At 47.7% G+C, this 14,852-nt stretch carries 15 protein-coding genes and 1 riboswitch; of the genes, 6 read left to right on the top strand and 9 right to left on the bottom strand.

The window, feature by feature from the left end; all coding sequences use genetic code 11:
* Window positions 1-28 precede the first annotated feature (28 nt).
* From HMPREF3179_RS02625 to HMPREF3179_RS02615, 3 genes are all read right to left on the bottom strand, one after another.
* A complete protein-coding gene (locus HMPREF3179_RS02625; RefSeq protein ID WP_018027144.1) occupies window positions 29-1,213 on the bottom strand; it encodes an acetyl-CoA C-acyltransferase family protein in 1,185 nt (394 codons plus the stop codon).
* A gap of 181 nt (window positions 1,214-1,394) precedes the next feature.
* Complete coding sequence (locus HMPREF3179_RS02620) at window positions 1,395-2,549, bottom strand: baeRF3 domain-containing protein (protein ID WP_070469627.1); 1,155 nt, start codon at window positions 2,547-2,549, stop codon at window positions 1,395-1,397.
* Window positions 2,550-2,630: 81 nt separating this feature from the next.
* The gene (locus tag HMPREF3179_RS02615; RefSeq protein WP_018027146.1) at window positions 2,631-2,954 is read right to left on the bottom strand and encodes an HPF/RaiA family ribosome-associated protein; all 324 of its coding nucleotides are present in this window, start codon (window positions 2,952-2,954) and stop codon (window positions 2,631-2,633) included.
* Between the two features lie 316 nt (window positions 2,955-3,270).
* Here HMPREF3179_RS02615 and HMPREF3179_RS02610 point away from each other — a divergent pair, with 316 nt between their 5' ends.
* Entirely contained in the window at window positions 3,271-4,011 is a 741-nt protein-coding gene (locus HMPREF3179_RS02610; protein WP_070469624.1) for a DUF3108 domain-containing protein, read from the top strand.
* Between the two features lie 57 nt (window positions 4,012-4,068).
* On the opposite strand, the gene HMPREF3179_RS02605 is transcribed toward HMPREF3179_RS02610, so the two are convergent.
* Both HMPREF3179_RS02605 and gltS read right to left on the bottom strand, forming a co-directional pair.
* Window positions 4,069-5,175 (bottom strand): extracellular solute-binding protein, encoded by a 1,107-nt coding sequence (locus tag HMPREF3179_RS02605; protein WP_070469622.1) that lies wholly within the window; start codon window positions 5,173-5,175, stop codon window positions 4,069-4,071.
* Window positions 5,176-5,347: 172 nt separating this feature from the next.
* Entirely contained in the window at window positions 5,348-6,625 is a 1,278-nt protein-coding gene (gene gltS / locus HMPREF3179_RS02600) for a sodium/glutamate symporter (protein WP_070469619.1), read from the bottom strand.
* Window positions 6,626-6,827: 202 nt separating this feature from the next.
* On the opposite strand from gltS, the gene HMPREF3179_RS02595 reads away from it, so the two are divergent.
* The gene (locus HMPREF3179_RS02595; protein WP_036559127.1) at window positions 6,828-7,646 is read left to right on the top strand and encodes a thioesterase family protein; all 819 of its coding nucleotides are present in this window, start codon (window positions 6,828-6,830) and stop codon (window positions 7,644-7,646) included.
* Here HMPREF3179_RS02595 and pdxA read toward each other — a convergent pair.
* The 3 genes from pdxA to HMPREF3179_RS02580 form a co-directional block, all read right to left on the bottom strand.
* The gene (pdxA, locus tag HMPREF3179_RS02590; protein ID WP_070469618.1) at window positions 7,643-8,683 is read right to left on the bottom strand and encodes a 4-hydroxythreonine-4-phosphate dehydrogenase PdxA; all 1,041 of its coding nucleotides are present in this window, start codon (window positions 8,681-8,683) and stop codon (window positions 7,643-7,645) included. The two genes, HMPREF3179_RS02595 and pdxA, sit on opposite strands and share 4 nt — an antisense overlap.
* A gap of 122 nt (window positions 8,684-8,805) precedes the next feature.
* Window positions 8,806-9,357 carry a type VI secretion system baseplate subunit TssE gene (tssE, locus tag HMPREF3179_RS02585; protein ID WP_070469650.1) on the bottom strand — a complete coding sequence of 184 codons (552 nt, stop codon included), beginning with the start codon at window positions 9,355-9,357 and terminating at the stop codon, window positions 8,806-8,808.
* 79 nt (window positions 9,358-9,436) lie between these two features.
* Window positions 9,437-9,922: an Hcp family type VI secretion system effector gene (locus HMPREF3179_RS02580; RefSeq protein ID WP_018027399.1), complete on the bottom strand. Its 486-nt coding sequence runs from the start codon at window positions 9,920-9,922 to the stop codon at window positions 9,437-9,439.
* A 295-nt stretch (window positions 9,923-10,217) separates the two neighbouring features.
* A riboswitch (TPP riboswitch) is annotated at window positions 10,218-10,326 on the top strand.
* A 91-nt stretch (window positions 10,327-10,417) separates the two neighbouring features.
* On the opposite strand from HMPREF3179_RS02580, the gene HMPREF3179_RS02575 reads away from it, so the two are divergent.
* From HMPREF3179_RS02575 to HMPREF3179_RS12085, 4 genes are all read left to right on the top strand, one after another.
* The gene (locus HMPREF3179_RS02575; RefSeq protein ID WP_070469616.1) at window positions 10,418-11,170 is read left to right on the top strand and encodes an ABC transporter ATP-binding protein; all 753 of its coding nucleotides are present in this window, start codon (window positions 10,418-10,420) and stop codon (window positions 11,168-11,170) included.
* Window positions 11,163-11,915 (top strand): ABC transporter permease, encoded by a 753-nt coding sequence (locus tag HMPREF3179_RS02570; RefSeq protein WP_070469614.1) that lies wholly within the window; start codon window positions 11,163-11,165, stop codon window positions 11,913-11,915. The genes HMPREF3179_RS02575 and HMPREF3179_RS02570 overlap by 8 nt, the downstream gene beginning before the upstream one ends.
* A gap of 33 nt (window positions 11,916-11,948) precedes the next feature.
* Window positions 11,949-12,905: an ABC transporter substrate-binding protein gene (locus HMPREF3179_RS02565; protein ID WP_052043616.1), complete on the top strand. Its 957-nt coding sequence runs from the start codon at window positions 11,949-11,951 to the stop codon at window positions 12,903-12,905.
* Window positions 12,906-13,068: 163 nt separating this feature from the next.
* Window positions 13,069-14,592 (top strand): IS1634 family transposase, encoded by a 1,524-nt coding sequence (locus HMPREF3179_RS12085; RefSeq protein WP_070469611.1) that lies wholly within the window; start codon window positions 13,069-13,071, stop codon window positions 14,590-14,592.
* Between the two features lie 51 nt (window positions 14,593-14,643).
* Here the strand turns inward: HMPREF3179_RS12085 and HMPREF3179_RS11830 are convergent.
* The coding region (locus tag HMPREF3179_RS11830; RefSeq protein WP_141743422.1) for a YadA-like family protein at window positions 14,644-14,852 on the bottom strand (209 nt) is incomplete at its 5' end.

Below are 14,852 nucleotides of genomic sequence, written 5' to 3'. Positions count from 1 at the left end.
GGCCTTAAGCGCTTAAACAAGGAAAAAACTACTCGACGCGCTCAAAAATAGCGGAGATACCCTGACCACCACCAATACACATCGTCACTAAGGCGTATTTACCACCGATACGATGTAATTCATGTAGTGCCTTGGTCGTAATAATGGCACCGGTCGCACCGATAGGGTGACCCAAACCAACGCCACTACCGTTAGGATTAACCTTAGCAGGGTCTAAGCCTAAAGACTTGGACACGGCTAAGGCTTGAGCTGCGAAAGCTTCGTTTGCCTCAATCACGTCCATATCCTCAACGCTAAGGCCTGCTTTTTTCAACACTTTTTCAGAGGCTGGTACCGGACCAATACCCATGATTTCAGGATCCACACCAGCGTGAGCATACGCCACTAAACGGGCTAAAGGCTTGGCGCCGTGCTTTTTCACTGCCTCTTCGCTCATTAATACTACGGCGGCTGCACCGTCATTAATACCGGAGGCATTACCCGCAGTCACGGTACCATTTTCTTTAACAAACACCGGACGTAGCTTAGCTAAACCCTCTGCCGTCACGTCACCGCGCGCATGCTCGTCGGTATCGAATACGACCTCACCCTTGCGCGTTTTGAGCGTGATAGGCACGATTTGCTCTTTGAAATAACCGTTCTCAATAGCGTGACGGGCACGACGGTGAGACTCAACCGCTAAGGCGTCCTGCTCTTCGCGTGTGATATTGTACTTCTTGGCAACGTTTTCAGCGGTCACACCCATATGAATCACTTCGAAGGGGTCAGTTAAGGCACCGGTCATCATATCCACAACCTTATTGTCACCCATACGCGCACCCCAACGTAAGCTAGGCGTGATATAAGGACCACGGCTCATCACCTCAATACCACCGCCGATTGCCACATCCGCATCGCCCAGTTTAATCGCCTGAGCAGCTGAAACAATGGCTTGTAGACCGGAGCCACATAAACGGTTAACGTTCATGGCGGGGGCGTCCTTGGTCACACCCGCATTCACAGAAGCTAATCGAGATAAATACTGGTCTCTAGGCTCCGTGTTAATCACATGACCAATCACCACGTGATTCACATCATCCCCCGTGATACCCGCTTTTTCAATTGCGGCTTTGATCACGGCAGCGCCTAACTCATGTGGTGGCATATCCTTTAAACTACCACCGAAACCACCAATGGCGGAGCGCATTGCTGACACTACATAGACTTCTGACATACCAATCTCCTCAGAAAGTTAATACAAAATAATTTAGTCCAGGCAAACATACTCAATGGCTGAATAAAAACCACCCAGCATAAAACTAAACTATCAAATTTATATTACACGATTAAGAACAAAATACCCCACTTAAATAAGCGGGGTAATGAATTTGTATTAACTTATTTGTCGCCAAGCTCTAAAAGCGATAAATCGAAGCAATACCGGTATCCGTCGGCATATACTGACTTGGGATAATTTTCACATCGCCACCGCGACGTAGCACCATTTCAGCCAAATCATCTAACACATCATCGGCATTGGGGTCGGAAAAGTCCGCCACTAACTCAACCTTACGGGCTTCACGATCAATTTTGCCGGCAAGCTTTTTCTCGGCATCAACTAACAAAGTATCCACCCGACCATCTAGAATTGCCGCCAAGGTGCGATCAAGGTCGCCATTGGCAAGACCTGTGCCGTGCGCTTGTTGAAAACGACTAATTTCCTCCTGCACCCGTTTGGCCGCTACTGGTTCCACGATCGCCCACGCTTTTTCAAGCAATTGCTCTTCACTTAAAGCGCTCGGATCAACATGAATCTCTTGCTCCAAAACATATGGGTTTGCATTGTGCTTGCGGAAAGCGCCCAGGTTTTCAGGTAGCCCCACTAGCACCACAGGCAGTTTGGCATTTTTGCTGATATTGTTATGCAAAGCACGTGCCACCACTCCTAAAAAGCGCTCTTTATCCGCCTGTACAGCGTCTTTACGACCACCTTGATAGCGCAAGGCCTGACGCTGACGATAGGATGGACCTAAGCCATAGGAGGAGCTCGGTATCATTGGTGCCGTTTCGTCGTAGGTATCATCAATATGCTCAGGGAAGCCCTCAGCAAAAATCACCTGATCCAGACCCTCACGTGTGCCCTCATACATCTCAATATCGGTACGGGTAATGCAAAGCACCTGGAAGCGATCTTGCGTCTGCGTAATGCGTAACAAGGGCTTTAAGTGAAAGGAATCAGACACAACAGCAAAGGCTTCGGGCTGACGCTGCAAGGTAAATACCTCAAAATGAGTTTCATCCGCCAAAATTGCTAAGCCATCTAAGACCTGACGCTGCCAAAAATCATGATTATCAGCCAACTGCTGAAAAGGTTGCATCAGCGACTCGATCTCACTTTTAGCATATTTCTCTGCCAAGGATTGCTCTAATGTCTTGAGCAAGTTTTTGTAGCGAATCAGATCCTGCTGATTTTCAGGGTGGCTCCGGTGTGTCGGTTGGTACAAAGATAAGCAAGGTCCCTCGTGCCTTTCTAAAAAATAACTCAGGCTTTGAAGATTAACTGGTTGCATCGTACTCTCCTTATTATGTAATTTGTGAAAAACCTCAATCAAGGCCGTGATATCAGCTATCACTAGTTATCCGCTGATTACCTATGAGCGGTGGTCCTGCGACTTGGAAATCACTTTGCTAAGACCTTGTACTAGCTTACGCGTGGCCTCAAGAATAGCAATCTGAATATCCTCTGAGCGATGCTCAGCCACCACTGGCTTCATTGCCGCTACCCGAGCCTCAACCAAGCAACGCTTATCAGTAGCACCGGCACGTGTTTCACTATTGACATCCGACAGATGATATTCAACGCGAGTTAGATGTGCTGCTTGATGCTTTAACTCCTTCGCCGCGATCGCCTCAATGCGTTGAACTAATGCCTCGCTACGTGTGGTGTGCCTGTCAGTATTAACTAAAATTTGCATAGAACCTCCTTGAACTACTGCGTTTTATTATTACTCTATTATTACTAAAGATTGAGCATTAAGCCAATCCGTAGCGCATGATTTACTCCTTTGGATCGACTATATTTTGATCAATAACAATTAACGCTGAGGCAAATAGTAGCTAATTTCTCAAGGACTTAACGCAACGCTCGGCACGATCATAACGTCGCTTGCGGTTAATATGGTACTTACAAAGTTTTGCAAAGACTTAAGTTTTGAGTCGATTATTTAAGCCTCAACTAAACACCATCTGCTACATTACAAAACATCCATGAATCACATGAAGCGATCGTATATGACTATGTTTAAGCCAGTGAAGCATCTCATCCAACAAAGCTTATGCCTACCCCTATTAACACTCAGTATGGTGATGCCAGCCAGTGCCGCTGCACCCTATCAGGCAATTGATTATGTCGATGCAGAGTTTGCCGTGTCCTATAACCAGGCCGCTGCAGGCGGTACAGCCAAGCTAACAATTCGTCAGCAGCATAATCATTATGATGTGAATTTCAACATCCAGCATAGCCTCTTAAAGGCAAGGCAGCAGGCGCATTTCAGTGCTGAGGGTTGCGACATCACGCCCCAGTCCTATGGCGCCAGCACGGAAGCGACATTTAAAGGCAGGAGCCAGGAAAATTTAGGCTTTAACTGGGCAGATAAAATCGCTACTCGCCAACATAATAAAGACGGCGATACCAGCTTTCAGCTCACACAAGCTTACTATGACCCAATAAGCTTATACTTCAAAGCCCGTTGCGATTTGATGGCGGGTAAACAGCAACTCAGCTACCCTCTTATTTATAAAGGCAAAGAAAGTACCCACCGCTACCAGGTGGTTGGTACCGAAAAGGTCAATACGGGTATGGGTGAATTTGAGGCCTTGGTGGTAGAACGCCAGCGCCGCAACAAAAACCGTCGCACCACCTTTTATGTGGCGCCAGCGCTGGACTATTTAATTGTTAAGATCGAGCATCGTGAAAGTAGCCTCGCTACCGTCAGCATGACCTTAAAACGTATGGATTATCGACTCAAATAAAAAAACGCTCCCAACCACTAAGATTGAAAGCGCTTTAAAACTAAATTAAAAAATCGCCTAGCGACCCGCTTTGAGCTCAGCCCAGAGACGTGTTTGTAATCGCAGCAACTCCATGGACTGGGGTTGCATCAAAAACAGCGTATCACGCACTTCCTGCGGTGGATAAAGCATCGGGTCGTTAGCAATTTCGGGCTTCACGAACTTTTTGGACTCCAAATTGGCATTGGCAAAGAACATCTCATTGGTAATCTCTGCGTGCACTTCGGGGGTTTCCATGTAGTTAATAAAGGCCATGGCATTATCAAAATTAGGGGCGTTTTTAGCCACTGCCATCATGTCCATCCAAATCAATGCGCCACCGCGCGGGATCACGTAGGCAATTTCATAAGGACGATTCGCCTCTTTGGCACGGTCAGCGGCAATATAAATATCACCATCGCCCGCATAGACTAAACACACATCATTTTGCGCCAGCTCCTCAATATGGGCGGCAGGGCTAAAATGCTTAATATAAGGACGAATCGATTTTAAGACCTCAAAGGCCGCTAAATAATCATCCGGATCTTGAGAGGCCGGATCCTTGCCCATGTAGTTAAGTACCGCAGGGAAAATCAAACCCGCTTCATCGTACAGCGAGATGCCACAGCTAGCGAATTTTTTGGCCTTTTCTGGATCAAATAAATTACCCCAATCCATTAGGTCCACATCCTCACCTGCAACTTCCTTGGCGCGGGTCACGTTATAGCCCAAGCCCAAGGTCCCCATGGCCCAAGGCACTAAGTATTCATTGCCCGGATCGACCTCCTCCAAGATCTTCATAATCTCAGGATCCAAGTACTTTAAATTAGGTAGTTGAGACTTATCGAGCTTTTCTAAAAGACCCGCTTCAATCTGGCGCTTCGCGTAGTAACTACTGGGAATCACCACATCATAACCGGAATTACCAATCAGCAATTTGGTTTGTAAGACGTCATTATTATCAAAGGTATCAAAATTTACCTTGATGCCGGTACTGCGTTCAAAGCCTGGAATCGTATCCTCTGCCACGTACTCCGCCCAGTGATAAATATTTACCACCCCCTTATCCTGAGCCGCTGCGCCGTAATTCACCGCAAATAAGGCGCCTGCCATGGCAATGCCTTTTATTAATTTATTAAACTTCATCGTATCCCCCCTTAATCAAGATGGACCAAACTACTTATAAAAATAAAAGACAATGCTGTCTTAAAAAACGGATCGATTTTATTTCATTTTCCTATCATAAAGGCTGCAATAGTGCGATTTTTAATAAAAAATATCAGCCCACTGGCGTACTAGGACGTAGTGGGCTCAGACGCTACTGTAGAAACGGCAATTGCGTAAAGATTTGCAGCACAGTGGCGTTAATTAAATCCACAAAAAACGCACCCACGATGGGCACTAGCAAAAATGCCTTATAGGAAGGACCGTAGCGGTCGGTCACGGCCTGCATATTCGCCACCGCCGTGGGCGTAGCACCCATCCCGAAACCGCAATGACCTGCCGCTAAAATCACCGCATCATAGTCCTTGCCCATGACCCGATAGGTGATCAAAATCGCATAGCACATCATTAGTAATACTTGCACCGCTAAGATCACCAATACGGGCAAGGCCAAATCCACTAACTCCCACAACCGCAATGAAAGCAAAGCCATTGCCAAGAATAAAGAAAGTGAGGCGTTACCAAAGACATCAATGGCCCGATCAAACATATCGAAGCTAAAGACATGAGTCAGGATATTACGTAGAATCACACCGCACATTAAGGCCCAAACAAAGGTCGGCAATTCAAACGCCGTGCCCTTGGCCACATTCGTCATCACATCGGCAAAAGCCAAACAAGCCGCAAAGAGCGCCAAGGTCTCAATGGCTGAGGAAGCGGTGATACGACGAATCTGATCCGGTTTATCAAAGAGCGCATCATCATAGCCATCATCATCCTCATCGTGACGCGTATTGTAAAGCGAGGTCTTTTTAGCTTGCTGCTCCAACGGGGTCAACTCCGCTGGTTCAGGTAGGCGCTCGCGCTGCATTCTTTTTAAAAGAAACTTAGCCACTGGGCCACCAATCATACCGCCAGCAACCAAACCAAAGGTAGCGGTAGCGACTCCCAGGGTAGTCGCACCGACAATGCCGTATTGATCCTCTAAAATCGGTCCCCAGGCCGCTGCCGTACCATGCCCGCCGGTTAAGGTAACGGAACCAGTGACCAGACCCATCAAGGGATCCAGCCCAACTAAAGAGGCCATGGCGACACCCACCATATCCTGCACAATAATCAGACCTGAGACCGTAAAACTAAAAATCACCAGGGGCATACCGCCCACTTTGAGACGCTTGAAATCAGCACTTAAGCCGATGGAAGCAAAGAACATCAGCATAAAGGCGGTTTGCAGCGCCCCATCGAACTTAAAGGAGATGCCAAAGAAGTACTTCAGCAGCATCACAATACAACTCGCTAACAATCCGCCCGCCACTGGCTCGGGAATATTATAAGACTCCAAAAACTTAATGCGACGGGTCAAGATACGACCTAAGAGCAGCACTAAGGTGGCCAAAATTAAAGTGTAATAGCCATTTAGTACAATTTCCATCATATACCTCGTTGTTATTCACGCTATGCCACAGTTTAAAACACTCTCGGCAAAATGCGAAATTTAAATTTAAACTGCTGTCTTATCCTGCTCGTACTTTACCTAGGGTTACCTAGCATTTGTGCTAATGTTAAATCAGCCCGATTTACCCTATGCTTTAATACATAGCCATTCATTCATCTTTATAGTTTTAGTTTAGCGCATGAGTTCTTATTACAAACTGCTTAACCGTACAATTCAGGACGATGGCACGGTGGTTGCCAACTATCAACCCACTATCCACAGTCAGGGCGCGTGGAATGCACATGAGCAGCATATGGCCCCTGCTTCTGGTGTGATGAGTTATGAGTTAGAGCTATTTCAGCCGCGTGACGATATGATTTACGGTCGTTTAGGCTTTGATATTTTGGGTTTGATCCCGCTTAAAGACTTCACCATCACGACGCGTAATATTCGCCCCGGCAAAACCATTGAGCTGATTGAGAGCAGCTTAAGCTGTGAGGGTAAGGTCGCCATTGTACTCCGTGCTTGGCGGGTGATGAGAAATGACACGAGCACGGTAGCAAGTGTGGCGGATGAACCAATCACCCCACGCAATGAGATGGTCGAGTGGACGGCACTCAAAGGGGTCTGGGCCGGCGGCTATATTGCCTCCATTAGCGATCATATCCGCAGCAACCGTGAGCGCCGTCCAGGATGTGCGCAAGTCTGGTTGAGTAATGATCTCGCCATGGTGGAGGGTGTTGCAACCAGCTCCTTTGTGAAGTTAATGGGCATGGTTGACACCAGTAACGGGGTGGCGGTGTCGCAGCAGTCGCCCTTTAGCCATATGTTTCCTAATGTTGATCTGCAAATCCACCTATACCGTCTACCCCAAGGTCAATGGTTAGGCCTTAATACTCGCCAACAATATGGCGCCCAGGGCGTGGGTCTCACCACCTCGATTCTATACGATGAGGTAGGTCCCTTTGGTCATAGCGAGCAGATCCTCACCGTGCGCCCTATGCCTATTAAGGCTTAGCGACGGGCAGCCTCCTCCCACACGGCGGCCCAACCAAGCGACAACTCGGCGGCACGTTCGGCCGCCATCACCAAACTATCTTCTCGGGCAATGCTTTGACCGGCAATATCAAAGGCGGTGCCATGATCCACCGAGACACGCACTACCGGCAAACCGACCGTGATATTTACCCCCTGATCACCATACACCGCTTTAAAAGGTGCATGACCCTGATCGTGATAGCACATCACTAAAAAACGCCAACGTTGATCGCGCACAGCTTGAGGCCAAATCACATCCCCTGGGATGGGACCATGTAAATTAATCCCTCGTGCCCGACCTCGCTCAATGGCAGGCAGAATAATGCTCGACTCCTCGGTACCGAACAGATTATTTTCTCCCGCATGTGGATTTAGACCGGCCACCGCAATGGCTTCACCCTCACGCCCCAAGGCTTTGGAAAAGGCATGCACCAACGCAAAGATGGCATCAAAACGCGCTGCTGTGCAGTCCTCAACCGCCTGCTTCATGGATACATGGGTGGTGGCATGAAACACAAATAACTCACCGCTAGAGAGCACCAGTGAAAAATCCTCCACCCCGAACTCATGCGCTAGCAGCTCGGTATGCCCTGGCCAATGATAACCCCCCAGATGCATGGCCTCTTTATTTAAGGGGGCGGTGACAATGCCGTCCACCTCACCGGCACGAGCTAAGGCACAGGCCTTTATCACAAACTGCGCAGCAGCTGCACCGGCACGTGCATCTACGGTAGCCAGCTGCACCTCGGCTAAGCTTGTCCCCACCTGTATCACCTCAATACTATCGGGCGCATTAATAATCTCTGTGGGGCTTTGCACCTCACGCACCACCGCCGCATCAAAACCGATTTGCTGTGCTGCTTTTTGCAAAGCAGCGACATCCCCTATCACCACAAAACGCGCTTTAAGCCGCAGATGAGGGTGCTTTAGCAGCATTTTTGCAGTGACTTCGGGACCGATACCGGCGACATCACCTAAGGTGACCGCCAGGATGGGTAAGCGCTTTTGAGTAGACACGATGGCTGTTCCTTGTAGCAAAAAATCAAAGGTATCGTTATTTTACACCTGCGCTATTAAAAACAAAAATGCCCATGGTTATCATCAAGCATGGGCTTGTCAACTGGCTCATCGTGTCCTGATCAAAGCTCTGCTTGCTTAATATGCATATGCCCGCTTTCCAAATCCAAACTGGTACGCAATAAAAACTCGCGCGGATAGGGGTTACACCACATCATGCCCTTAATAATCAAGGTCAATACATTATGATGCTCAAGGTGATTAGCCTCATTAATAAACTTGACACTTAAAGTATCTCGCTGTAGGCGAGGTTCAAAATTCACAATGCAATCATAAATTGCATTTTGTAGACTAATGTGATCGATTTCTGACATGCGGCGACCTGCCAGTGGAGCGACCCCAAAATTAATGGTGGATTTTTTGACCTCATCTAAGCCCTCCAGCTCCACAATCGACTCAAGATTAACGGTATTTAATAACCACGCCAAATCCCGTAGAATAGCGGCACGCAGCACCTCATAATCCACCTGCAGGCCAGTATTTACTTCATTTTTTTTATGGGGTGCATGATCGGTTAAGCGATCAAATAAGGCCGGTTGTAAACGATCTTTAACGGCTTGCTGCTGACGTCGTTCGCTAGCCGTTTTTTTGCGTTCCTGATATTCAATTACCATGGCTATATAAGAAAATGACGCTAAGGTCAACTGCCCTTAGCGCCTAACACTACTCGATCAAGCAAAACACGCTTGGCAATTAGGCCACCGTTTTGTTTTGTTTGATATCGTAAGCAACCACAGACTCAGCGCCTTTACCGCCGCGGTCAGTTTGCTCCCAGTACTGCTGCTTGATTTTAGCAGCTTGGAAAGCGTAGCTTACCATCATTGCGTCACCTTCTTGATCACCAGTGTACTGAACAGAAGTCACTAATACATCTTCTAAAGTGATGCGAGAGTATTCAACTTGCTCACCGCCGGCTTTACATACAGAAAGCTCAACTTTGGCCAAGTGCTTACCAGTTGCACAATGCTTTAAAACAGCAGGCGCAGCACGATCAATGCGTGCAAACACGTGTAAATCGTTAAAGCTGGCTTTACCGGTACCGCCACCACCGCCAGTTGACATTGAACCAGGCTGAGTAGCGCCCCAAGAGAAAGACTCGATATCACTCCAGTCTTTGTGCTGAGAATCTTTAGATTCACCGTTAGCGCCTTCAATTTTCATAAACATAGCAACTGCCATTTCACTCTCCTTAAGAAATGAGATAATTAAATTTAAGATAAAAAGCTACTTACTGCACATAATAGATACGCAAATCAACTGCTTAATGAATTCCATAAATTAAGCCAGCTCCCACGAAATCCAACAAAATTCTAACGTTCAAAAATGACATTTAGATGACTGAATTATGTCAATTTAATGATTTTTGTCATATTACAATTAACAAAGAGTGACCTTGATAAAGGCGGGCCCAAGCTCGCTCTGACCGCATCGAAGTGGCTGGTTAGACAATCCCAGTGTAATACGGTAGACTGATGACATCTTGTCGGGGTGCCTGTAGCAAGCGCTATCACACTACAGGCTGAGATGACACCCGTGAACCTGATCCAGTTCGTACTGGCGGAGGAAATAAGATGCGCCACCCTAGATCTGTACACCAGCGCCTTTCCTCCCCCCATGTGCTGATATGTATCACGACAAATATAACCTCACTAGGGCATAGGAGCGTCTCTTTATATGTCACCAGGAATTCGTTTGCAGGAGATTGGCCTGAGTTATGCCGATAAACCGCTGTTTACGCAATTAAATGCGCATTTCAAGGGTGGCTGTTGGCATAGTATTCTTGGTCGTTCAGGCGTCGGTAAAAGTAGCCTGTTAAAAAGCATGGCGGGTTTGTTGAGTAACACCACGCTTGCGGGTTCAGTCAGCGCTGACGATCATCAGCCACTACAGGGAAGAATTGCCTGGATGGCTCAGGGCGACTCGCTGCTACCATGGCTTAATGTTCAAAACAATGTACTGCTCGGTGTGCGCTTACGCAAAGAGCGCTCAAAACAAGCCCTCGCTCGTGCCCAAGCGCTGCTCAGACAGGTTGGTTTAGACGGCTTAGGTGAGCGCATGCCCCATCAATTATCGGGTGGGCAGCGCCAACGTGTAGCCTTGGCTCGAACCCTGATGGAGGATAAGCCCGTGGTACTGATGGATGAGCCCTTTTCTGCGTTAGATGCCATCACGAAGCTACAGCTACAAGACCTAGCCGCCGAACTGTTGCAAGATAGAACGGTGGTCTTGATTACCCATGATCCTCTGGAGGCCTTGCGTTTGAGCGATGAGGTGTGGGCAATGACTGGACGACCGGTCAGCTTGGATAGCCTGTTCACTATTGATATACCTGCGCCACGCGCTTTAGAGGATGCTCGCATCCTAGCGTGGCAAGGTGAGTTATTAAACTTCCTGCAGCACGATCTTGAGGAGCCTACCCATGAGTAAGCATCGAATCTCACCTGGGCTGCGCTTGTTGTTGGTAACGCTCAGTCTGTTTTTATTTTGGCAAATAATTGTCTGGGTCACCAAGACGCCGCACTTTATTTTGCCAGGACCCATTCGTGTATTTAAGGTGTTGTGGGCTCAGCGCAGCTTAATTGCTGAACATTCCCTAGTGACTTTAGCAGAAATTCTCCTAGGTATGGCCTTGGGTTGCTTGCTTGGTTTTCTGAGTGCGATGCTGCTACAGTGGTCCCGCACCCTCAGTTCATGGTTGCTGCCTATCCTGATTGTGAGTCAAGCCATTCCAGTGTTTGCCCTTGCTCCCATTTTAATGTTGTGGTTTGGTTACGGTATGCTTTCAAAGGTCGTGATGGCGGCGCTGATTATCTTCTTCCCGGTCACTTCTGCCTGTTATGACGGCTTACGACGCACCTCAGGTGATTGGCTAGCGTTGGCACATACCATGGGTGCCAGTAAATCGCAGCTGCTCTGGCAAATTCGCTTGCCTGCCGCCATGCCTTCATTGGCTTCCGGTCTACGGGTAGCAGCCGCTACTGCACCTATCGGCGCAGTGATTGGCGAGTGGGTGGGTTCCAGCCAAGGCTTAGGCTATTTAATGCTACACGCCAATGCCCGTATGCAGGTGGACACGGTTTTTGCTGCCTTGATCGTGCTGGCGAGTTTATCTTTACTATTGTATTTCAGTGTGGACTACCTATTGCGTCGACTGATTTATTGGACGACTTAAGACGTTTTTAATCATACTTTTAGGAGGGGATTGATGAAATCTTTATTTTCACGTAAAAAATTGCTCGCTGCAGGTGCTTTGAGCCTGCTAATGAGTACGCAAGCCTTGGCGGAAGACAAGCTGACTTTGTTGCTTGACTGGTTTGTAAACCCAGATCATGCGCCGATTATTATTGCGGAGAAAAAAGGTTATTTTAAGGATCAGGATTTAAAGGTGGATATTCAGGAGCCCGCCGATCCGTCCATGCCCCCTAAACTCGTGGCAGCGGGCAAGGCCGATATGGCGGTGACCTATCAGCCGCAATTACATATGCAGATCGATGAGGGTTTGCCGCTTACTCGTGTTACTACTCTGATTGCAACGCCTTTAAATACCTTGGTGACACTTAAAAGCAGTAACATCAGCTCGATTGCCGATCTTAAGGGTAAAAAAATCGGTTTTTCCGTTAGTGGCTTTGAAGATGTATTGTTGAGCGTGATGTTGCAGCATCACGGCCTGACAATGGATGATGTTGAGCTAGTCAATGTGAACTGGTCACTCTCGCCCTCATTGATTACCGGTAAGGTGGACGCTGTGATTGGCTCATACAGAAACTTTGAATTAAATCAGCTCGATATCGAAAATCATCCTGGTCACGCTTTTTATGTGGAAGAAGAAGGTGTCCCGACCTATGAGGAGCTAATTATCGTAGTAAATAATAAGGACCGTGATCATGATAAGTATCGCCGCTTTAATCTTGCCTTAGAGCAAGCTGTACAATTTATTGTGAATCACCCTGATGAGGCGTGGACCTTGTTTAAAGACTACAAACCTGCCGAGTTGGATGATGAGTTAAATCGTCGGGCATGGAAGGATACCCTAACACGCTTCGCTTTACGCCCAGGGGCGCTGAGCGAGCGCAGCTATGAGGCCTTTGCTAAGTTTATGCAGGAGCAGAAGCTGATTAAGCAGGTGCCCACTGCTGTTGCAGACTATGCGATTGAGCCTTAAATTTGGCGTGATTTAAACTAGGCAAAGCGTCTAGAATAAATCGAGATAAGGTGTATGAGTATGAGGCTGATACACCTTTTTTGTGGGACAGCCAACCCTTCCCTTATCACTCAATGAATTCGCTTAACATCCTAGTAACTCTGGGTATCGCACAAGGTTTAACATGTTTATTCGTGAGAAGAAAAATAAATCAGGCTCCGTTAGTATTCAAATACTCAGCAAAGAAAATGGAAGGAAGCGACTGCTTAAAACCATCGGTTGCGCTAGCGACCGCTTAGAAATTGATGCCTTGAAAATAAAAGCGCAGGAGACGCTGGAGGAGCTGAGTGCTCAATCTTCATCAAGCCACAACGAAGAAGATCAGCAATTTATCAATACCATCGCCTCCCTGAGCAATCGAAATATCCAAACCATTGGTCCTGAGCTTATCTTTGGTCGTATCTATGATGACATCGGTTTTCATCAGATTAAGGATGAGCAATTTCGTCATCTGGTGATGGCTCGACTTGCCTTTCCCTTAAGCAAGCTAAAAACCATTGACTACCTTCGACGCTATCAAGGCAGCAAGTTAAGGATTGAGGTGCTATATCGCTACTTGGATGGTCTAGCAAATAAACACAAGCCACGCCTTGAGCAGATTGCTTTAGCGCATGCCTTGCGGATGCATGATGCTGTGCTTAATACGGTCTTTTACAAAATCACACGCTTACATTACGTGAGTGAGGATGAAGATGATTTAGCTCGTATCAGCTCTCTCAACATCACTAAAGCTCAACATCCAACCATTTATTTAGGTCTATTAGTGAGTGCCAATGGCTATCCCATTAGCTATGACATCCTGAAGGGTAGGAGCTTTGAAGGCACTTGTTTAACCACCTGGTTGGAGGCGCTAAGCAGCAAATTCAATATTGGCAAGCCCATCGTGATGGCAGCCAGTGGTCTGCTCTCGCAAGGGCAGATTAAGGCCTTAGAAGACAAAGGGTATGACTATCTAGTAGGCGCTAACTTAGCGAGCAAAACAAGCGAAAAAAATAACATGGCTAAGCTGAGCTGGGAGGATGGTGAGTCTAGAAGCTTTGACCTCCCCGCTCAACAACGCCTAGTTGTACACTATAGCGCAGAACGGGCGCAGCGGGATGCGGCAAATCGTCGCAAAGGACTCAAGCGACTGCAACAAGGTATTCTCACTGGCGCCTTAACAGAGAAAAATAGTAATCAGCGAGGCTATAACAAGTACCTCAAACCTCATGTCGATGGCTCCGTTGAGATTGACTGGCAACGCTATGAAGCAGATGCTGCGTGGGAGGGTTTGCGAGCTTATCTCACGAACTCGAGCTTAAAGGATGAGGAATTACTAAGCCAGTATGGACAACTGCAGCAGATTCAAAAAGCCTTCCGTCTATCCAACACCGATCTTAGCGTCGCTCCTATCCACCATCGTTTGGAGAACAGAATCTGCGCTCATCTCGGCATTGCCTTTAGCGCCTACACAATCCATCAACGCTTAGACACAGCGTTGCGACAAGCAGGCTCAACCCTCTCGCTCGACAAGGCGGCAGAGTTAACCCAGACGATGTACCAGGTTGTGCTTGACTTAGCTGCTAGCAAACAAAGTCAGACGATATTACTAGGTATGGATGCGCAACAACAAGCGTTACGGAATATCTGCGAGAAACACTTCAAGTGATCGCTCCTGCCGCCCACCAGGAGCGCAGGAGCTAAGCTTAATTTCAATGCCTTACCATTGATAGCCGGCGCCAATCGTACCGCCCGCCCCACCACGTGCGGAAGTGTTGGCACTGCCTTTTAGGACCCACTTACCGTTCGCACTGACCGTGGACACCCCAATCGCCATGCCGGACTCACCTCGCCATACACCACCGGCAATCGCTACCATACTCTTACCCGGCAAGTAGGCTTGAGGTAAACCAGCTGCCGCCATCGCAG

It is taken from the genome of Oligella sp. HMSC09E12, from assembly GCF_001808505.1.
GTDB classification, from domain to species: Bacteria; Pseudomonadota; Gammaproteobacteria; order Burkholderiales; family Burkholderiaceae_B; genus Oligella; species Oligella urethralis.
This window is presented reverse-complemented; position numbering and strand designations above follow the sequence as displayed.